Source organism: Flavobacterium quisquiliarum, from assembly GCF_019308285.1.
GTDB lineage: Bacteria > Bacteroidota > Bacteroidia > Flavobacteriales > Flavobacteriaceae > Flavobacterium > Flavobacterium quisquiliarum.
Map to the genome: position 1 here is coordinate 76,953 of NZ_WWEM01000007.1, position 21,247 is coordinate 98,199.

Annotated in this window: 19 protein-coding genes and 1 tRNA gene; 16 read left to right on the forward strand and 4 right to left on the reverse strand. The window is 33.3% G+C overall.

Annotated elements, in window-relative coordinates; translation table 11 throughout:
- Positions 1–3: 3 nt before the first annotated feature.
- Together GSY47_RS01515 and GSY47_RS01520 are read right to left on the reverse strand one after the other, a co-directional pair.
- Positions 4–3,246, reverse strand: coding sequence for a SusC/RagA family TonB-linked outer membrane protein (locus GSY47_RS01515; protein WP_179008033.1), 3,243 nt, complete (start codon positions 3,244–3,246; stop codon positions 4–6).
- Between the two features lie 614 nt (positions 3,247–3,860).
- A complete protein-coding gene (locus GSY47_RS01520) occupies positions 3,861–5,027 on the reverse strand; it encodes an MFS transporter (RefSeq protein WP_179008031.1) in 1,167 nt (388 codons plus the stop codon).
- A gap of 101 nt (positions 5,028–5,128) precedes the next feature.
- Here GSY47_RS01520 and GSY47_RS01525 point away from each other — a divergent pair, with 101 nt between their 5' ends.
- The 9 genes from GSY47_RS01525 to GSY47_RS01565 all read left to right on the forward strand — a co-directional run bounded on the left by GSY47_RS01525 (position 5,129) and on the right by GSY47_RS01565 (position 14,293).
- Positions 5,129–5,962 (forward strand): AraC family transcriptional regulator, encoded by an 834-nt coding sequence (locus tag GSY47_RS01525; protein WP_179008029.1) that lies wholly within the window; start codon positions 5,129–5,131, stop codon positions 5,960–5,962.
- A gap of 70 nt (positions 5,963–6,032) precedes the next feature.
- Complete coding sequence (locus GSY47_RS01530) at positions 6,033–6,392, forward strand: hypothetical protein (protein ID WP_246611236.1); 360 nt, start codon at positions 6,033–6,035, stop codon at positions 6,390–6,392.
- Between the two features lie 96 nt (positions 6,393–6,488).
- The gene (locus GSY47_RS01535) at positions 6,489–7,016 is read left to right on the forward strand and encodes a DUF3347 domain-containing protein (protein WP_179008027.1); all 528 of its coding nucleotides are present in this window, start codon (positions 6,489–6,491) and stop codon (positions 7,014–7,016) included.
- 2 nt (positions 7,017–7,018) lie between these two features.
- On the forward strand, positions 7,019–7,579 hold the full coding sequence (locus tag GSY47_RS01540; protein ID WP_179008025.1) for a helix-turn-helix domain-containing protein: 561 nt from the start codon (positions 7,019–7,021) through the stop codon (positions 7,577–7,579).
- Positions 7,580–7,918: 339 nt separating this feature from the next.
- Positions 7,919–10,453, forward strand: a complete 2,535-nt coding sequence (locus GSY47_RS01545; RefSeq protein WP_219071076.1) for a heavy metal translocating P-type ATPase — start codon at positions 7,919–7,921, stop codon at positions 10,451–10,453.
- Positions 10,454–10,639: 186 nt separating this feature from the next.
- Positions 10,640–12,883, forward strand: coding sequence for a multicopper oxidase family protein (locus GSY47_RS01550; protein WP_219071077.1), 2,244 nt, complete (start codon positions 10,640–10,642; stop codon positions 12,881–12,883).
- 140 nt (positions 12,884–13,023) lie between these two features.
- Complete coding sequence (locus GSY47_RS01555) at positions 13,024–13,344, forward strand: hypothetical protein (RefSeq protein ID WP_179008020.1); 321 nt, start codon at positions 13,024–13,026, stop codon at positions 13,342–13,344.
- Positions 13,341–14,027 (forward strand): SH3 domain-containing protein, encoded by a 687-nt coding sequence (locus GSY47_RS01560; protein ID WP_179008018.1) that lies wholly within the window; start codon positions 13,341–13,343, stop codon positions 14,025–14,027. The genes GSY47_RS01555 and GSY47_RS01560 overlap by 4 nt, the downstream gene beginning before the upstream one ends.
- Positions 14,028–14,134: 107 nt before the next feature.
- Complete coding sequence (locus GSY47_RS01565; protein WP_179008016.1) at positions 14,135–14,293, forward strand: hypothetical protein; 159 nt, start codon at positions 14,135–14,137, stop codon at positions 14,291–14,293.
- Between the two features lie 139 nt (positions 14,294–14,432).
- On the opposite strand, the gene GSY47_RS01570 is transcribed toward GSY47_RS01565, so the two are convergent.
- On the reverse strand, positions 14,433–14,885 hold the full coding sequence (locus GSY47_RS01570) for a DUF4442 domain-containing protein (protein ID WP_111285737.1): 453 nt from the start codon (positions 14,883–14,885) through the stop codon (positions 14,433–14,435).
- 254 nt (positions 14,886–15,139) lie between these two features.
- Here GSY47_RS01570 and GSY47_RS01575 point away from each other — a divergent pair, with 254 nt between their 5' ends.
- From GSY47_RS01575 to GSY47_RS01595, 5 genes are all read left to right on the forward strand, one after another.
- Positions 15,140–15,595 carry a DUF4870 domain-containing protein gene (locus GSY47_RS01575; RefSeq protein ID WP_179008014.1) on the forward strand — a complete coding sequence of 152 codons (456 nt, stop codon included), beginning with the start codon at positions 15,140–15,142 and terminating at the stop codon, positions 15,593–15,595.
- Positions 15,596–15,724: 129 nt separating this feature from the next.
- A complete protein-coding gene (locus tag GSY47_RS01580; protein ID WP_008464689.1) occupies positions 15,725–16,057 on the forward strand; it encodes a PadR family transcriptional regulator in 333 nt (110 codons plus the stop codon).
- 3 nt (positions 16,058–16,060) lie between these two features.
- Complete coding sequence (locus GSY47_RS01585; protein WP_219071078.1) at positions 16,061–17,794, forward strand: PspC domain-containing protein; 1,734 nt, start codon at positions 16,061–16,063, stop codon at positions 17,792–17,794.
- Positions 17,795–17,797: 3 nt separating this feature from the next.
- Complete coding sequence (locus GSY47_RS01590) at positions 17,798–18,532, forward strand: head GIN domain-containing protein (protein WP_179008010.1); 735 nt, start codon at positions 17,798–17,800, stop codon at positions 18,530–18,532.
- An 85-nt stretch (positions 18,533–18,617) separates the two neighbouring features.
- On the forward strand, positions 18,618–19,451 hold the full coding sequence (locus tag GSY47_RS01595; protein WP_246611237.1) for a GIN domain-containing protein: 834 nt from the start codon (positions 18,618–18,620) through the stop codon (positions 19,449–19,451).
- 155 nt (positions 19,452–19,606) lie between these two features.
- Here GSY47_RS01595 and trxB read toward each other — a convergent pair whose 3' ends face one another.
- Positions 19,607–20,554 (reverse strand): thioredoxin-disulfide reductase, encoded by a 948-nt coding sequence (gene trxB / locus GSY47_RS01600; RefSeq protein ID WP_179008006.1) that lies wholly within the window; start codon positions 20,552–20,554, stop codon positions 19,607–19,609.
- A gap of 254 nt (positions 20,555–20,808) precedes the next feature.
- Between trxB and GSY47_RS01605 the strand changes: the two genes are divergently transcribed.
- Both GSY47_RS01605 and GSY47_RS01610 read left to right on the forward strand, forming a co-directional pair.
- Positions 20,809–20,883 (forward strand) — tRNA-Pro (locus GSY47_RS01605).
- A 16-nt stretch (positions 20,884–20,899) separates the two neighbouring features.
- Positions 20,900–21,157, forward strand: a complete 258-nt coding sequence (locus GSY47_RS01610) for a GIY-YIG nuclease family protein (RefSeq protein WP_219071079.1) — start codon at positions 20,900–20,902, stop codon at positions 21,155–21,157.
- Positions 21,158–21,247: the final 90 nt, after the last annotated feature.

Genomic DNA, 21,247 nt, shown 5'->3' on the forward strand with positions numbered 1-21,247 from the left:
AAATTAGAAATTAAGATTCATCCCAAAAACCATTTGTCTGCTTCTTGGATAAGGACTTGAATCAACCCCTGGTGTAAGCGGGTTTTTTCTTTTGGTTGAAACTTCTGGATCTGAGCCAGAATAGTTAGTCCAAACAAAAACATTACTTGCCGTCATATAGAATCTCAATTTAGAAACTCCAAGTTTAGATGTAAACATCTCTGGGGCTGTATACCCTAACGTTAAAGTATTTAATCTTAAAAATGATGCGTCTTCAACAGCCCAATCTGTAAATATAGCACTTCTCATATATGGAGACCACATCGTTGTATTAGCATTAAGAGCTGCTAATGCAGTAGGATCTGTTACTAATTGACCTGATACCGGATCTAAATTTGTCCATCTTTTTCCATCAGCCATAGTAGAATTCAAATTTTTATATTGTCCTGAAGCTGTCGCTGTTGAAAATTCAATTTTATCAGCATTATAAACATCATTACCAATACTCCAGTTAAAAGCAGCCATTAAATCAAAACCATAAGCATTACCATTGATCACAAAACCACCTGTGCTTTTAGGATTGTAGTTTCCAATAATTGTTTTGTCTTTTAAATCTACCACACCATCTCCATTAACATCTTTCAATTTCATATCTCCCGGTTTAAGAGAACTTCCATCTCCAACCAAAGTAGTAGCAGTAGGAATTACACCTGTTTTTAAAACATATTTTCCTCCAACATAATCAAAGTCTGAGACTTCATATCTACCATCATTTTTATAGCCATACATTGTTCCTAAAGAAGAACCCACTGCTATTAAATAATCATCTCCAATTTGTGAAGAAGCCCAACCAGTAGCTGCTCCAAAATCACTCATAATACCTAATGAATTAATACGGTTTTTGTTTATTCCCATATTGAATGAAAAATTCAATCCGTATTTCGCTTTTTCAATTGCCACAACATTTATAGTCGCTTCAAAACCTGTGTTTTGAGTTTCTCCCATGTTACGGTATTGGTATTCATATCCAGATCCAGGAACTGGAAAATTAATTAATAAGTCGCTTGTAACGTTTTTATAAACATCAAAATTACCACTTAAACGATTTTTGAAAAATCCAAAATCCAAACCAACATTCTGAGTTACCGTAGTTTCCCATTTTAAATCAGGATTAGGCATTGTTTTTGGAATTGCCCAAACACTAGTAACCCCATTAATCCATGTTGTTGGAATAGATTGAAAAATTTGAGTTTGCTGTCCTACAGGAATATTATTATTTCCTGCCTCACCATAACTAGCTCTTATTTTTAAAAGATCAATCCATGATGTCCCTTTTAAGAAACGTTCTTCAGAAATTTTCCATCCTGCTGCAAAAGCTGGAAAATAGCCCCAACGATTTTGCGACAAGAATTTACTTGATCCATCTGCTCTAAAGGTAGCCGATAAGATGTAACGATTTTTATAGTCATAATTAGCACGTCCAAAAAATGACAACAATCTATCATCAGGATTATAATAATTATCGACTGCTTGAGGTGTTCCTTGCGATGTTAATGTTTTCGCTTGGTTAAAATCAAAGAAAGAAGGATATCCATGAATAGTAGAAGTCACAGTATTCACTTCATAATTAATGCTTTCTTCTCCTATAAGAGCCGTCAAATGATGATCTTCGCCCATTATTTTTTTGAAATCGTAATTCAACGTATTCGCATTTCTAAAACGTTTTTCTTTACCGTCTGTAATAACCATAGCTGGCTTACCTTGTAATGTACTAGCTGGAGCATTAGCTACATAATAAGTACTGCGTCCATAATAACGATAATCTAAACTGTTATAATTATCAAGACCTAAGTCTACTTTCAATTTTAAATTATCAACCAATTCCCATCCAAAACTTCCCAGCATATTAAAGTTCTTACGAAACTGCTGACGTTCATTATCTGAAATAGATCTCAAAGGATTTATTAATACATCTGTTCCGTCTCCAGAAACATCATCAGAAGTCAAACCTGATACTGGAATCGGTGCATAACCCACAATAGTACGCATACGAGAATCTGATGAAGATTTTTCATTCTGCTCATTTACACCACCACCATCAATTTCTGTATCAGAATAACGCACTGTAAAACCAACATCGATCTTATCACTTATTTTACTTTTTAATGCCAATGCAAGGTTGTTTCTTTTGTAATTTGAACCCAACATAATTGCCTTTTCATCGTAATGAGCATAATTAAAGTTATAATTAAGCTTATCCGTTCCTCCTCTAATTCCTAAATCACGGCTTTGCACCTCACCTCTACGTCCAAAAATCTGCTTTTGCCAATCATTCCCTTTTAAACCACTGTACATATCGTGATCCTGCCAATTTCCAAAATATTTTGTGTAAGAAGTTGGATCCGAAGGTACTTTTGTTCCTGTTTGAGAAAGCAACGCATATTCGTATTGCCATTTTGTATAATCTTCAGGAGATAAAACGTCAATTTCATTAGCGATGGTTTTCATACCATAGAACATATTGAAGTTCACCGCTATTTTCCCATCTTTTCCACTTTTTGTTGTAATCAAGATTACCCCATTTGCACCACGAGATCCATAGATTGCTGTAGAAGCCGCATCTTTTAAAACGGTCATTGTCTCAATATCAGATGACGAAATATCATTCATATTATTGATTGGAAATCCATCCACAATAATTAAAGGCGAAGCATCTTGAGTAAGAGATCCACCTCCACGAACTCTAATTCTAATATCAGCATCTGGAGAACCTTCAGACGACATAACCTGCACACCAGCGATTCTACCTGTTAAAGCTTCGGCAACATTTGCTACTGGTACTTTTTTCAGATCATTACCCGAAATAGTAGATACAGCTCCTGTCAAATCAGATTTCTTAGAAGTACCGTATCCAATTACAACAACCTCATTTAGGTTATTAGAATCTTCGGTCATTGTAGCGTTTACCTTGGATTTTCCTTCTGTAGAAATGTCAATACTTTTAAAACCAATAAAAGAAAAGCTTAAAACAGCTTTCGGATTGGTTAGTTTTATTTTAAAGTGACCGTCAAAGTCAGTAGAAGTTCCGTTCTTGGTACCTTTTTCCAAGACATTTACGCCTGGCAGAGAAAGTCCTGCGGCATCCTTCACGGTTCCCTCTATAGTAGTGCCCTGTGCATGCATTTGACTGCCGATCAATAAGCACAGTAAGAAAACAAGTTTAAAGCAAAAATTTGCTCCTTTGTTTAATAGTTCTTTAAAGTTCATGGTTGATTGTTTAAGTTGTTAATTTTTCTTCGTTTTGGTTTAAGTGGTTTTTTGTGGTTACTTTCAATTCATTTTTAAAATTATTACAGGTATTATTTTATGCTTAATTTTCCTATATCTGCAAATAACAGTGTTAATTCCTGTTACTTTTTAATTGTTATAACTTAATCGATTTCGAACATCAAAAAAAAAGTTGTAATCGATTACACAAACATAGATATTTTTTTTAAACGAAAAATAAATTCTCATAAAAATTTGCTAAAAAAAATTACATATTGAAAATTTTATTGCTTTTTTATGTGAGATATATAATTTATCTTAACTTAAAATATTAAAAATATTATTACTAATCGTTCATTTGATTCTATTTTTATAAAAAAAACAATCGATTACATGAATATTAATTACGAAATTATTAGGTGTTATTTTTACACTTAAAAAGTTAAAGAGATGCTAAAAAAAAATGAAGTCAGAAGAAAATTATGCTAATTTTTAAAGTGTATTTTCCGATAAAGTAGAGAAAAAAGAGAATAATTAGAAACAAAAAGTCATTTATAGACACAAAAAAAGCCCTTAAACAAAAGTTAAGGGCTTAAAAAAGAGTAAAAATATTTTTAAATGTGCTGTACTGCAACTTGTTTACGATGTAACTTCATCAATATGAATGTAATAATCATTCCGATAATTGACATAGCGACGCCAATTAAATTAGGTGATGAGTAACTAAAGCCCGCCGCCAAAGGCAATCCGCCTAGAAAGGCTCCTAAAGCATTACCTATATTAAAGCTTCCTTGAAGTGATGCTGAAGCAATCATCTCTGCTCCTTTTGCTGTACGAATCATAAGCATCTGGATTGGCGCTATAACAGAGAAAGAAATCGCACCAGTTAAGAATGTCAGAAATAAAGACACATATTGATTAAAAGAGAAGAAATAAACCAAAACCAAATCTACTGACATTACTAACAATAAAGCCAATGTAGTTGGAGCCGGCGAAAATCGGTCTGCCAATTTCCCTCCTGCGAAATTTCCAACGACCATTCCTAATCCCGCCAAAATCAAGATATACGAAACATCTTCTGGCGAAAACTTAGAAACATTAATTAATAAAGGAGCAATATAACTGATCCAAGCAAACAAACCTCCAAAACCAATTGCCGTAATTCCGATAATCAGCCAGGCTTCTGTTTTCTTAAAGAATTGAAGTTGTGTTTTCATATTGACACTTTCTCCTTTTTCCAGATTTGGCATCCACATATAAATTGCCAGAAACGTTAATAATCCCACAAAAGCAATTAAAACAAAAGTATAACGCCAGATAAAATGGTGCCCTATATAAGTTCCGATAGGTACGCCTATTAAGTTCGCAATAGTTAATCCGGCAAACATAATAGAAATAGCCTGTGCTTCTTTTCCTTTATCTGCCAAACGGCTTGCGACTACCGCTCCCACTCCAAAGAATGCTCCATGTGGCAAACCAGAAAGAAAACGAGAAGCAAATAAAACATTATAATCAGGAGCAATAATAGACAATGCATTAAACACAGCTAACATTAATGCTAAAATCAAAAGCATTTTTTTAGGCGCATAATTTCTTCCTGCAATTACCAATAAGGGTGCTCCAATAACAACTCCAAGTGCATAAGAAGATATTAAATATCCAGCAACAGGAATGGAAACTTTCATATCTGTGGCAATATCAGGCAAAAGGCCCATCATTACAAATTCTGTAATTCCAATAGTTAACCCTCCTAAAGAGAGCGCAATAAGACTTTTTTTCATTTCATTAAAAGTAGAAAGGAATGATTTCTACGTTGCAAAATTAACACCGTTAGCTCGATCATAAATTGTATATTTGTGACATAAAATTGTAAATTTAAGTTATGCCTAAATTAAATCAGTTTAAAACACTAGTATTGGATGAATTTGAGGAAGAAAAATTTCATCTTCCACCACATACTCATACTTATTACGAAATTATTTATATCAAAAAGGGAAGCGGAGTTCATCATTTAAACCATAATCTCCTTCCTTATAAAGCTGGAGATTTATTTGTGATTTCGCCAGACGACGAACATTATTTTGATATCAAGAAAAGTACAGGATTCATTTTCATTAAATTCACTGATAATTATTTCAACTCTAAACAGAATCTTACCTGCGATGAATTTTTGGTCAATACTCCCGAAAGTTTCATGAGAGATAAAATTTTAAAAGAAACTGTTTTAAAGTTTGATGAACCTTGTAAAACGATTCTAAAAAACACTGTTGAAAATATTGTTACTTATGACAAATACATAGATGTAACTAATTCTCCAATTGTTTTCTATCAGATTCTTTCGATTTTTGGTTTAATTAAGGAAACCATTCGAGGCATGAATCTTCAGATGAAATCGACACATTTGGATAATGAACAAATTGCTAATTATATTCATCAGAATATTTATCAGCCAAAATTAGTTCAAATTAAAATTATTGCAGAGCATTTTAATATCGCACAAACCTATTTCAGCGCTTATTTCAAAAGGACTTTTGGTGTTAGTTATCGGGAATACATTCATAATTTAAGAACAACTTTAATAGAGAAAAGGTTTCATAACAATCAATTACCGATTAAGCAGATTGCGTATGAATTTGGTTTTACTGACGAGAGTCATTTGACGAATTATTTCAAAAAGCGCAAAAACATGAAACCAACAGATTTTAAAAAACTCTAGTTAGCAAAATCTTAAAAAGTAATTTCCTCGAACATTTTTAGCTAAATTTGTACTTCTAAAAACAATTTCTTTGAAAAAGAAAACCCATATAATACTGCTTTTTATAACACTTAGTTTCTTTTTGAATCCAAGTTATACTTATGCATGTAATATGGGACATCACAAAGAAATTACTTCTAAAGAAGAAAACAGCTGTTCTAAAAAATGCTGTGAAAAGAAAACTTCAAAACAAGAAAAACACAATTGTGACGGAAAGTGCCGTCATTCGGGCTGTACAACTTCTGCATTACAATTTGTTATTTTGACTTCAAACGATTTTGATTTGCAAAATGATGTTTTCAATTTTTCTTTAAAAAACAAAATTTCATCTTATAGTAATTCAACTATTTCTTCTGGATTTACTTCTATTTGGCTGAAGCCGAAAATATAATTATTGCATTTAGTACAGCCCATATTGGGTCTTTTTGAAATCAACTTTTTTAATTAATTTTAAAGGAAATTAATCCTTTACCAAATATTATATACAATGAAAAAATCAATCATAGCTTTAGCAACAGCATTTACAGTATTTTTTAGCGCAAATACAATTCAGGCAAAAAACAATAATTCTGAATTGACAGCAATTGAAATCGCCGATTCTCAATTACAATCGGTTTACGATGCTTACTTTACTGTAAAAGATGCACTTATAAAAAGTGACAGCAAATTGACTTCGGCGAAAGCCAAAGATTTACTGAGTGCCATCACAGCTGTAAAAATGGATAAATTAAAAAGCAACGAACATACCGTTTGGATGAAGGTAGTAAAAAAACTAACTGCTGATGCTAAAAGTATTTCGACTTCTTCAGATCTTAAAAAACAACGTGAGACTTTCAAATCATTATCGAAAGGAACTTACGATTTGATAAAAGTTTCAAGTCCAACTGAACCAATCTACAAACAATATTGCCCTATGGCTGATGCCGATTGGTTAAGCAAAGAAAAGGCAGTTAAGAATCCTTACTATGGTTCTTCTATGCTAACTTGCGGAAATGTCGTAGAAACGATCAAATAAATATGAAGCTTTACATCAAAAACATGGTGTGCGGCCGATGCAAAATGGTTGTGAAGTCTGAGTTCGAAAAACTCGGACTTCAAACTATTGCTGTTGAATTAGGTGAGGTTGAGTTACAAAACGAAATCAATGATTCGCAAAAAGAGGTTTTATTAGAAAATCTTCAAGCTTTAGGTTTTGATTTAATCGATGATAAAAAAACAAAAACTGTCGAAAAAATAAAAAATCTAATCGTCGATTTGGTTCATCATAAAAACAATGATCTTAAAATAAACTTGTCCGATTATCTCGCAGAAAACCTCAATCAAGATTATAATTCGCTGAGCAATTTATTTTCTGAAATTGAAAACACTACGATCGAAAAATATTTCATTAGCCAGAAAATTGAAAAAGTAAAAGAATTATTGGTTTATAATGAACTTTCGTTAAGCGAAATTGCTGATATTCTTAATTACAGCAACGTAGCACATTTAAGCAATCAATTCAAAAAAATTACGGGCTACACTCCTACTTCATTTAAGCAATCAAAAGATAAAATGCGTATTCAGATAGAGAATTTGTAAAAAAGTCAATTTCTCGCAAAGCCGCAGAGGCGCAAAGTTTTATTTTTCACGCAGATTTTAAAAGATTTAAGCAGATTCTGCAGATATTTATTTGCAAATCAAATCTGCTTAATCTACGTGAAAACTTTAAAAACTTATTGACTTATCTTTATTTAAAAAACTTAGCGTCTCTGCGTCTTTGCGAGATTAAATAGCAACTTTTAAAAAAATCTGCTTAAATCTGCCAAATCTGCGTGAAACAAAAATCTTCGTAAATCTTACAAATCATTCCCAAAATTCTACAAACCGAACTCGCCAATAGTTCAGAAATTTGCATTGTAATACTTAAAAACCAATACAATGACTCATCAATATATAATTTCAGGAATGTCGTGCAATGGATGCCGAACTAAAGTAGAAAAAACTTTAAATGAAGTTGAAGGCGTTCAGGCAGAAGTAACTCTAAATCCGCCGACTGCTACAATAACAATGGACAAACATGTACCAACAGAAAAATTTCAAGAGGTTTTGTCTGCTGCAGGAAATTATACTATCGAAATAGATTCTCCTAAAAATCATGGAGAATCAGCTGTTAAATCATGCTGTTCAGGTCATAAAAAAGAGCATCATGACCAACATAAATCAGAAATAAAAAAAATGCATCACCAGAGTGCAAATGACGTTTATTATTGTCCAATGCATTGCGAAGGTGACAAAACGTATAATAAACCTGGAGACTGCCCAGTTTGCGGAATGGATTTAGTTCCCCAAGTTGCCATCACAGCAACACAATTTACTTGTCCAATGCATCCTGAAATTGTTTCAAACGAACCGGGTGACTGCCCAATTTGCGGAATGGATTTGGTTCCGATGCAGGCTTCTGAAAGTGAGGAAAACAAAACCTATTCTGATTTATTGAAGAAAATGAAAATCGCAATTTTGTTTACACTTCCTATTTTCATTATCTCAATGTCAGAAATGATTCCGAATAATCCGCTTTATAATGTAATGTCAATTGAAAAATGGAATTGGGTGCAGCTTTTATTTTCAATTCCTGTTTTGTTTTATGCGGGTTGGATGTTTTTTGTTCGCGCTTACAAATCGATTGTGACTTGGAATTTAAACATGTTTACTTTAATTGGAATCGGGACAAGCGTAGCATTCTTATTTAGTATTGTTGGAATGTTTTTTCCTGATATTTTCCCAGCCGAATTCAAATCGCATCACGGAACTATACATTTGTATTTTGAAGCTGCAACCGTAATTATCACTTTAGTTTTATTAGGACAATTACTGGAAGCCAAAGCACACGGACAAACCAATGGTGCGATAAAAGAATTATTGAAATTAGCTCCAACCGAAGCAACTTTAGTAGAAAAAGGAATTGACAAAGTAATCTCCATTAACAATATCAAAAAAGACGATTTATTACGTGTAAAACCGGGAGAAAAAATTCCCGTTGATGGAAAAATCTATTTTGGCGAAAGCAGCATCGACGAATCTATGATTACAGGAGAACCAATTCCCGTGGATAAAAAGGTTGGAGATTCTGTAATATCAGGAACTATAAATGGTACAAAATCTTTTGTGATGATTGCCGAAAAAGTGGGTTCAGAAACGATGCTTTCGCAAATTATCCAAATGGTAAATGATGCCAGCAGATCTCGTGCTCCAATTCAAAAACTAGCCGATAGGGTTTCTAAATATTTTGTGCCTACAGTAGTTATCATTTCGATTGTAACATTTTTTGTCTGGGCGAAATTTGGTCCTGAACCCGCTTATGTTTACGGATTAATTAATGCGATTGCCGTTTTAATTATTGCTTGTCCGTGCGCACTTGGATTGGCAACTCCAATGTCGGTTATGGTTGGAGTTGGGAAAGGAGCACAAAACGGAATCCTGATTAAAAATGCCGAAGCTCTGGAAAACATGAATAAAATTGATGTTTTAATTACCGACAAAACAGGAACCATTACAGAAGGAAAACCATCGGTTGAAAAAATAGTTGCTATCCATAATAACGAAGATTTTCTACTCGAAAATATTGCTTCTTTAAATCAGCATAGCGAGCATCCTTTGGCGCAGGCCGTAGTCAATTTCGCGAAAGCAAAAGATAGTTCATTCAAAGAAGTTCAAGGTTTTGAAACGATTGCCGGAAAAGGTGTTTTAGGAACTATCGAAGGCAAAAAAGTAGCTTTAGGAAATAAAAAATTAATGGAAGAAATCGGCGTTTCTGTTTCTAGTGATTTAGAACAAAAAGTAACAGCAGAACAAAATTTAGGAAAAACTATTTCGTACATCGCAATTGAAAATATTGTTTTAGGTTATGTTGCGATTACCGATGCCGTCAAGGAAAACAGTGCAAAAGCGATCAAAGAATTAATTACTCAAGGCGTTGAGGTTATCATGATGACGGGCGACAATCATAATACAGCAAAAGCAGTTGCTGAACATTTGCATTTGAGTTCGTTTAAAGCAGATTGTCTTCCACACGATAAATTAAAAGAAATTGAACGTCTTCAAGCTCAAGGAAAAATTGTTGCCATGGCGGGAGACGGAATCAATGATGCTCCAGCTTTAGCGCAATCTAACATCGGAATTGCAATGGGAACAGGAACAGATGTCGCAATAGAAAGTGCTAAAATCACTTTGGTTAAAGGCGATTTAAACGGAATCGTAAAAGCTAAAAACCTCAGCCACGCTGTAATGTCAAATATTAAACAGAATTTATTCTTTGCCTTCATTTATAATACTTTGGGCGTTCCAATTGCAGCAGGAATTTTATATCCGTTTTTAGGAATATTGCTTTCGCCGATGTTGGCTGCGGTGGCAATGAGTTTGAGTTCTGTTTCGGTAATTGTAAATGCTTTACGATTGAGAAATCTAAAATTGTGAGTTGGGACGCAATTATTTTCAACACATAGAAACATAGTTTTGCATTGTGCGTAAAGGCGTTTCACTTGTTACAATACACATAGCTATGTGTGGAAACTAGTTTCTTTTATGCTCTTTTTTAGACACAAAAATCTATGTTTCTATGTGTTAAAATAAATTTAACCTAACGATTTAAAATTATAATCGATGACAAAAATAAAATATATACTTGTGCTTTTTTTAATTGCTATTCAGTTAAAGGCGCAAAAAGTAGTGCGTTATGATTTGCATGTTCGCGATACAATTGTCAATTTCTCGGGTAAAGAAAAACGTGCGATTGCAGTAAATGGACAAATTCCGATGCCAACTCTGACTTTTACCGAAGGCGATATTGCAGAAATTTATGTACACAACGAATTAAAAAAAGAAACCACTTCGATGCACTGGCATGGATTATTTCTGCCCAATAAAGAAGATGGAGTTCCGTATTTGACTCAAATGCCTATTGAACCTGGAACAACTCATAAATATTCTTTTCCCATAATTCAAAATGGAACGTATTGGTATCACAGTCATTCGGGATTACAAGAACAAATTGGTTTGTACGGACTTTTTATCATCAACAAGAAAAAAGACGATTCAACTATTCGAAAAGGAATTGATGATTTACCAACGATTCCAGTTATTTTAAGTGAATGGTCTGATTTGAAACCAGAAAATATTCAGCGAATGCTTCACAATGCCAACGATTGGTTTGCGATAAAAAAAGGAACGACTCAAAGTTATTCCGAAGCTATCAAACAAGGACATTTTTCAACCAAAGTGACCAACGAATGGAAACGAATGAACGCAATGGATGTCAGCGATGTTTATTATGAAAAATTTCTGCTTAATGGTAAAAATGAACAACAATTTTCAGATCTCAAACCTGGCTCAAAAGTTAGATTGCGAATTGCCAATGGCGGTGCTTCCAGTTATTTCTGGCTGACTTATGGCGGAGGAAAAATCACCGTTGTAGCAAGTGATGGAAACGATGTCGAACCAGTAGAAGTGGATCGTTTGATTATTGCCGTTTCTGAAACTTATGATGTTGTCGTTACTGTTCCAGAAGATCATAAATCTTTTGCTTTTTTGGCTACAGCCGAAGACAGAACAGGATCTGCGTCTTTGTTTTTAGGAAGTGGAGAAAAACAACCTGTTCATCATCTTTCAAAACTAAAATATTTTGAAGGCATGAAAATGATGAACGATATGATGAAAATGAACGGCGAAATGAATGATATGGGCATGAATATGTCTTTGAACAAAATGGACATGAATGCCGTAATGTATCCTGAAATTTCGGGTGAAGATGAAAATGCAAAACCTGCGATGGATCATTCGAATCATAATATGGAAGAAATGAAAATGGAAAGTGACAGCACTGAAACTTCTGAAATTGTGACTTTGAATTACGGAATGCTGAAATCTCCTTTTAAAACGAATCTTCCAAAAGATGCTCCTGTTAAAGAATTGCGTTTTACTTTATCTGGAAATATGAATCGTTATGTTTGGAGTTTAGACAATAAAGTCGTTTCCGAAACCGATAAAATTTTAATCAAAAAAGGAGAAAATGTTCGTATCGTTTTATACAACGGTTCGATGATGCGCCACCCCATGCATTTGCACGGACATGATTTTAGAATTCTGAATGAACACGGAGATTATGCTCCGCTAAAAAATGTGATTGATATTATGCCAATGGAAACCGATACGATCGAATTTCAGGCAAATGCTGATGGGGACTGGTTCTTTCACTGCCATATTTTATATCACATGATGGCTGGAATGGGAAGAATTTTTAGCTATGAAAATTCAGCACCAAATCCGTTGATTCATCATCCGGAAATGGCTTTCAAAATGTTGAAAATGGATGATCGAATGTTTCATTTTATGGCAGAAAATGATTTTGCCAGCAATGGAAATGATGGTGAAGCTATGTTCAGCAACACAAGATGGAGTATTGGAACGGAATGGAGATTGGGCTATAATGACAAACATGGTTATGAAACCGAAACTCATATTGGACGTTACATTGGAAAAAATCAATGGTTAATGCCTTTTATTGGTTTTGACTGGCGCTACCGAAAAATGGGAATGGACGAACAGGAACAAAATCTTTTTGGACAGAAAAACACCAAAGACAATCGTTCGGTTTTCAGTTTAGGAGCCGAATATACTTTGCCAATGCTTATAAAGGCACAAGTTGAGGTTTATACCGATGGAAACGTAAGAGTGCAATTTGAACGAAAAGATATTCCGCTTTCGCAAAGACTTCGAATGAATTTAATGTGGAATACAGATAAAGAATATATGGCGGGACTGAAATACATTGTTGCCCGAAACTTTGGAATCACGACGCATTATGACAGTGATATGGGAATTGGTTTTGGGGTTAATTTGAATTATTGATTTGTTTTTGAACCATATAAGTGATTTAAGTTTATTTGAAAAAAATATTTACTTACATAACTTATATGGTTTAAAAAATTTGAATTGGCATTAATTTTGGTTGAGAAGAAACAGCTAAAAACCAATCTAAAATCAACCTTATGTTTGACTTCAATCCTTTTTTGCTGCTTTTTCTACCTTTGATTTTACAGCTTATATTTGGAATTAAAGACTATGCGAGAAGCATAAAATTAAATTTTGCTAAAATCAGCATCATTAATTTTCTTTTGCAAATTGCTTTTTCTTATTGGGCCTATGTATTTCTTGAGCATAAACTTAATCAAGAATCAAATGGACGAATCAGATGCGGAATGCCTTTTGTTGGATTAGTTTTTATGGAACTGCTTATTATTGCAGTTTTATTACTTACAATACTTATTCAATACCTAATTAAAAGATCGTATAACCGTAAACAAAAATGAAAGCAATTTCTTCCATCCTTTTCGTTTTATTTTTAAATAATGCTTTTGGTCAATTCGCAGTCATAAAAGATAACGATGGTTATGTAAATATCCGGACTGAAGCTTCAAAAGGAAATAATATTTCAGACAAATTAAATAACGGCTTTGTCGTGTATTGCTTTGAACCAAAAAACAACTGGATCAATATTGATTATTCTAAAAATAACAAAGACAGAAGCGGTTATTTACACAAAGACAGGATTCAATATTTGTCTGAATTCACAGAAATCCCATTAATCAAAGAAACTCAAACTAAAGTTGTTTTCGAAAAAGATGGTTTTAATATTAGTATCGAAAGCAAAAAATTCGAATTAAATTTGGCAAAATTAATCTTTTCAGGGAAGGACAAATCTTTTCTAAAAGAAATTAACGGAAAATCTTTTTGGGGAACCGATGGCGAAATTCCTAAAAAGGCTTATAAAAGTATAACGGTTACTTTAGGCAACAATAGTATTGAACTTCCTAAAAACTCTTTCGACGATTTATTTGAACCTACTCTTTTTAAAACCCAAATAAATTATGATCAAAAATCCGATACTTTATATATCACATCTAGCAATAGTGATGGAGCTGGAGGTTATGAAATTATATGGATTATAGAAAAAGGAAAATATAAAGAGCGTAAAATTGCCTACGGCTTTTGAGTTTTTTACCAAAACATTAACAACAGAACTATTCTTACAAACAATAAATCAATCTATATTTGATTCACTCAATTATAATTCTTCTAACAAAAAACAATTAAAACAAAATGACAAAAGTAATCACAATCGTTACCGTTGCTTTATTTACAATTAGCGTAAGCGCTCAGGACACGAAACCAGCGAAAAAAGATAAAGCGAAAAAAGAATCATGCTGTAAAAAAACAGCAGACAAAAAAGACAAAAAATCTTGTTGTACCAAAAAGTAACATTAAATTATAAAGTAAAAGGCTTCTAATTGTTCGAAGCCTTTTTTTATTTTTTTTCGCGACGAATTTCACTAATTTACACTAAAAAACATCGTATTTAAATTTATGCTAATTCGTGAAATTCGTGGCAAACAAAACCCTATTTCACTCGAATACTCCACTCAAAATCCATTTCCGAAACCTGAACACCTTCTTCATTGGTACCGATAGATTTCATCCAAAACGTCTGGCCTTCTCCAGTTTCGATTGTTTTTTTAATAGCATCTGCAATTAAATGTCCGTCTTTGCAGACAAATGTAATTCGGCCTGTTGCTTTTTTGGTAAAGTTTCCTTTGTTGTTGGCAACTAACATAGAGATTTTTTTGCCGCTTTGCTGAATTTGAGAAATTACCAAAGCACCTGTTGTCAATTCTGCCGCCATAGCCTGAACTGCAAAATACATCGAATTAAAAGGATTCTGATTAATCCATCTGTGTTTGACTGTTACGGTACAACTTGAATCGTTTATATCCTTAACACGTACGCCGCAGAAGTAGGCAGAAGGAAGTTTAAACAGAACGAACTTATTAAGTTTTGATACAGAAAGTGCCATGTGATTTATTTTTTATGTAAAAATACAAAAAAACTATGCATGCACAATAAATTATTCAACTATCAGAAAGACCTCAATAAATTCAATACTTCCGAATGATTATCAACAATTTAAATACATATTCTTACTTTTTAAATTGTTAAATTTTTGTTAATAATTAGTACTATGTAAAACAAGATACTGTTTTTTAGACATATATTTGCATAAGAAATTACTATATACTTTTAATCATGCAATCATCAACACCACTCATCATGGAAAAAACATCAGAAAAGAATACAGCAGCATTTACTCATTTGAGTACATTAAGTCAATATATAATTCCGTTTGGAAACTATATTTTTCCGTTAATCATTTGGACGAACTACAAAGACAAATCTGAATTTGCAGACCATCACGGAAAACAGGCTTTGAACTTTCAGTTAAGCTTATTGCTTTATACTTTGATTTTAGCACTTATCGCTATACCTATTTTTATTACTATCATTTTGCAGAATATTCCAATGGAAGCTGTTTTTAATGACCACGATTTTGTGATTAGAAATTTTGACTTTCAAGCGCATATCGGAATGCTAAGTGTAGGAATTACAGCTGTAGTGCTTTTTGGATTATTAAAATTTGTTGAATTCTTTTTAGTGATTTATGCTTCAATAAAAGCTTCAAACGGAGAATTATACAAATATCCGATTACGATTCCTTTTATAAAGTAATCCTTAAAAAGGTTAAAAGTTATATTCGAAATCAATCATCAATCACCCGAGCCAGAAAGGCGAACTGGCAAAGCAATCATCATCAATCAAAAAACGAATTGTTCAATCAAAAAAAAACAAAATGAAATTATGAACATTGAAAACACAAAAGCACAGATGCGCAAAGGTGTTCTTGAGTTTTGCATCTTATCTGTCCTAAAAGAAAAAGATGCCTATACATCAGAAATATTAGACACTTTAAAAAACGCAAAATTACTAGTTGTAGAAGGAACTGTTTATCCGTTGTTAACTAGATTAAAAAATGATGGTTTACTTAATTATCGATGGGAAGAATCGACCTCAGGGCCACCACGAAAATATTATGGATTAACCGAAATAGGGCAAACTTTTTTAAACGAACTTAGCGGAACTTGGACAGAATTGTCTGACGCTGTAAACTTAATCACCAATCAAAATCAATAAGTCATGAACAAAACAGTAAATATTAACTTAGGCGGGATGTTTTTTCACATCGATGAAGACGCATACTTAAAATTAACACGCTATTTTGACGCTATAAAACGATCACTTAACAACTCATCTGGTCAGGATGAAATTATTAAAGATATCGAAATGCGTGTTTCTGAATTATTGACGGAAAAACAAAAAAGCGAAAAACATGTTGTAGGACTGAAAGACGTTGACGAAGTGATTGCGGTGATGGGACAACCAGAAGACTACAGAATTGAAGACGAAGAAAACGCAAATCAATCTTATAATAATTACGGTCCAAGAAAACACAAAAAATTATACCGTGATAAAGAAAAAGGTTTAATTGGTGGTGTGGCTACAGGTTTAGGTCATTACTTTGGAATTGATGCTGTTTGGATTAAAATCATTTTCTTGATTTTCGTTTTTGCAGGTTTTGGAACAGGAATCTTGGCTTATTTCGTTCTTTGGATTGTAACTCCTGAAGCAGTTACAACTTCAGAAAAATTAGAAATGACAGGTGAGCCGGTAACTATTTCGAACATTGAAAAAAAAGTTCGCGAAGAAATTGATACCCTTTCTGAAAAATTCAAAAATGCAGATTATGACGAAATGGGAAACCAAGTAAAGTCGGGAGCTGAGAGAATAAGTAGTTCATTTGGAGACTTTATCATGACAATTTTTAAGATTTTTGCAAAGTTTTTAGGTGTAATTCTAATCATAAGCGGAATCGCAACTTTGATCATGTTGTTAATCGGAGTTTTTACTTTAGGAACCAATATTTTTGTTGATTTCCCTTGGCAGAATTTTGTTGAAGCTGGAAACTTTACAGAATATCCGCTTTGGTCATTTGGATTATTAATGTTCTTTGTTGTTGGAATTCCGTTCTTTTTCTTAACACTTTTAGGGTTTAAATTGTTATCTCCAAACTTAAAATCAATTGGAAACATTACAAAATATACACTTTTAGCAGTTTGGATTATCTCTATTGCAATTTTAGCAAGCATCGGAATTAAACAGGCAACTGAAATCTCTCATGATAATAAAGTAATTGAGAAGAAAGCCATAACAATTAATACAACTGATACCTTGTACGTAAAGTTCAAATACAGCGATTATTATACAAAAAGCCTGAATCATTACAGAGATTTTGAATTTGTTCAGGATTCTGCCAGCAATGACTTGATTTATTCCAACGATGTTCGTTTACATGTATTGCATACAGATCAAAAAACTCCATTTATTCAGGTAGAAAAAAGTGCAAGAGGAAATTCTTTTACAAATGCTAAAAAAAGAGCAGAAAAGATCAATTATAAGTTTCAAGTTAACGGAAATCAATTAATTTTGGATAACTATTTTCTGACAGATATAAAAAACAAATTCAGAGGACAAGAAGTTGACATCTACCTATATCTACCAGAAGGACAACTATTTAAACCAGATAGTTCTGTTAGAGATTATTTTAGCTATGAAGACGATTTCTTTAATCTAAATTATGATGGAAATTACAACTATAAAGTAATCGGATCTAAAGTTAAATGTTTAAACTGCCCAGCAAAAGATCACGATGACGATGATCATGACTATGATACAGAAGAAATAAGTACTATTGGTAATGATACAATAAAAGAAGTTTCAGTAAAGATAAATGGAAAAGAAGTTATAAACGGAAAAAAAACTAAAGGAAAACTAACCACAGATAAAAACGGAGTTATAATCAAAATTAACTAAGCCATGATCAAAATAATCATTCATATTACAAAATTTGTTATCGCAACCCTAACAGCATTGTTGTTTGCTTCATGTAATTTTAACATGAACGCAATTGAAGGAAGCGGAAATGTTACAACTGAAAAAAGAACTGTTCAGGGAGATTTTACTAATATCAAAGTAAGTAATGCTATTGATGTAGTAATTGAACAAGCTGATTCTAAAGAAATCACTGTTGAGGCAGATGACAATCTTCAAAAAGAAATTGTTACTAAAGTAGAAAACGGAACATTGGTTATTGAATGCAAATACAACTCTTTCCGCAACATCACAGCAAAAAAAGTAACTGTAAAAATGCCTATTGTAGACAAGATAGAAGCTTCAAGTGCTTCATCCGTTAAAACTAAAAATGTCATCGAAGGTGAAAACATTACATTAGAGACTTCAAGCGCGGCTTCGATGAATGTTAATATTGAGTCAGACAAAATCTCTGTTGATTCTAGCAGTGGTAGTTCTGTAGTTATTGAAGGAAAATCATTAAGTTTAAGTACTTCGGTTTCAAGCGGAGGAAGTATTGATGCAGGTAAATTGATGTCTAATGATGTTCATGCAGAAGCTTCTAGCGGCGGTACAATTTCGATACGACCTATTGTAAGCTTAAAAGCGCAAGCCTCAAGCGGCGGAAATATCAATTACAGCGGTTCTCCTAAAACTATAGAGAAATCTGAAAGCTCTGGAGGAAACATTAGCAAAAGCTAAACAGAAGTAACTGTTAAATATAAAAGAAATCATTCATCAAAAGTGGATGATTTTTTTATATTTGTCAAAATCAAATCTAGAATTAATGAAAAAAAGTACAGCGTTGCTCTTATTATTATTTGTTACAACATTCACTTTTGCACAAAAAAGAGAAAAAGTTAAAGGCTCTAAAGTTGTAACTACTTCGATAAAAGAAGTTGGCAGTTTTGATGCCATTGAAGTCGATGATAATCTTGAGGTATATTTAGAACAAGGAGAAAAAAACGAAATCAAAATCGAAGCCGATGATAATTTACACGATATCATTGGTATGGATTTAAGAGAAAAAACGCTTCGATTATATACCAATAAAGAATCGACGATTTTTAAAAAACTATCTGTTAAAGTTACTTACACGAAGTCATTAAATAAAGTGATTACCAAAAATGAAGCAATCGTTTATGCCATTCAGGAATTACAATTGGATGATATTACAATGAATTGCCTTGATTTTTCTAAATTGTACTTGAATGTAAATTCAAAAAAATTCACCTTAATTGCAGATGATAAATCGAAAACAGAACTGAATTTAAAAGCAGAAGATGGAAGCTTACAATTGAGTAAAAACGCTTCTGTTAAAACATTAGTTTCTGCTATAAAATTCAAATGTGATTTGTACCAAAGAGCTAATGCTGCCATCGAAGGTATTGCAGAAAAAGCAACTATTAGATTAGACAACAATTCGGTTTTCACAGGAACAAAATTTACTTTGAAAGATGCCAATGTTACAGCTGAAAATTATGCAGTAGGAAGTATTTTTGCTGAAACAACACTTTCATTGGCAGTTGGCGATAAAGCGGAAATCTCTCTTTTAGGAAGTCCTGCCATTACACTAACTCGTTTTTCTGAAGAAGCTAAGTTGTTTAAGAAGATAAAATAGTCGTAATATTCAGTGTTCAGTTTTAAGTATTCAGTTCCGTTTGCAGCACAAATAGACTAAAAAGAAAAAGCTCCGATCATTTGATGATCGGAGCTTTTTCTTTTATAGTTTTCAGACTGAATACTATCTAACTGAAAACTGAACACTATAACTGTTTATTCTTTAGAAGCTAAATATCTTTCAGCATCCAATGCTGCCATACATCCAGTTCCAGCAGCAGTAATTGCCTGACGGTATACGTGGTCTGCAGCGTCTCCTGCTACGAATACACCTTCAACATTCGTTTTAGATGTACCTGGAGTATTTACGATATATCCAGTCTCATCAAGAGTGATATACTCTTTAAAGATATCTGTATTTGGTTTGTGACCAATTGCTACGAAGAAACCAGTTGCTGGAATTTCGATTGTTTCGCCAGTTGTTTTGTTTAAAGCTTTAATAGCGTGAACAACATTACTGTCTCCTAAAACTTCAACTGTATCGTGATTCATTAAAATCTCGATGTTTTCTGTTTTACGAACACGCTCTTCCATAATTTTAGAAGCTCTGAATTTTTCGCTTCTAACCAACATGGTTACTTTTTTACAAAGTTTAGATAAGTAATGAGCTTCTTCACAAGCAGAATCTCCTGCTCCTACAATTACAACATCTTGATTTCTGTAGAAGAAACCGTCACAGACAGCACATGCTGAAACTCCTCCACCCATATTTAAGTAGTGTTGTTCTGATGGCAATCCTAAATATTTAGCCGAAGCACCTGTAGAAATAATTACTGTTTCACAGTGCAATTCGATAGAATCATTAATCCAAACTTTATGAATATCTCCAGAAAAATCAACTTTTGTAGCCCATCCATCACGAATATCAGCGCCAAAACGTTTTGCCTGTTCTTGTAACTGAATCATCATTTCTGGTCCTGTAACTCCATCAACATAACCTGGAAAGTTTTCAACTTCATTTGTTGTAGTCAATTGACCACCAGGCTGCATTCCTTGGTATAATACTGGATTCATATTTGCTCTGGCTGCATAAATCGCCGCTGTATAGCCTGCAGGACCAGAACCTATAATAAGGCATTTAATTTTTTCGATTGTATTTGACATAGTATCTATAGTTTTTTTGAGTTGCAAATGTAAACTTTATTATAAAAATTTAGGGTTAAAATAAATCCGAAATAACTATGTCAAAATAAGTTTTATTTATTTTCATTTTTTCCTTTTGTAAATGAAATTTATTTCTATCTTTGCATCCGCTTTCGGGCAGTATTACAAATACATCTTCGGGGTGTAGTGTAGCCCGGTTATCGTGTCCCGCTCTAGGCGGGAAGACCACAGTAACGATCAATAAGCAAATGCTACGGGGTGTAGCGTAGCCCGGTTATCGCGCCTGCTTTGGGAGCAGGAGGCCGCAGGTTCGAATCCTGCCACCCCGACAAAAGCCGAACAGAAATGTTCGGCTTTTTTGCTTTAATCCCAACTTCTATGTTTTTCGTTTATATTCTTTACAGTACTACAAAAGAAAAGTTTTACATCGGTCAAACAAATGATATCGAAGATAGACTGAGAAGACACAATAGTGGACAATCATTATCTACAAAAAATGGTATTCCATGGAAAATCATTTATACAATTCAACTAGATTCAAGATCTGAAGCAGTGACTTTAGAATCTAAAATAAAGAAACGAGGTGCAAAAAGATATCTGTAAGACATCGATTTTAAATATCAATTGTAGCATAGAACCTTTATCGTGTCCCGCCTTAAAGCGGGAAGGCCGCAGGTTCGAATCCTGCCACCC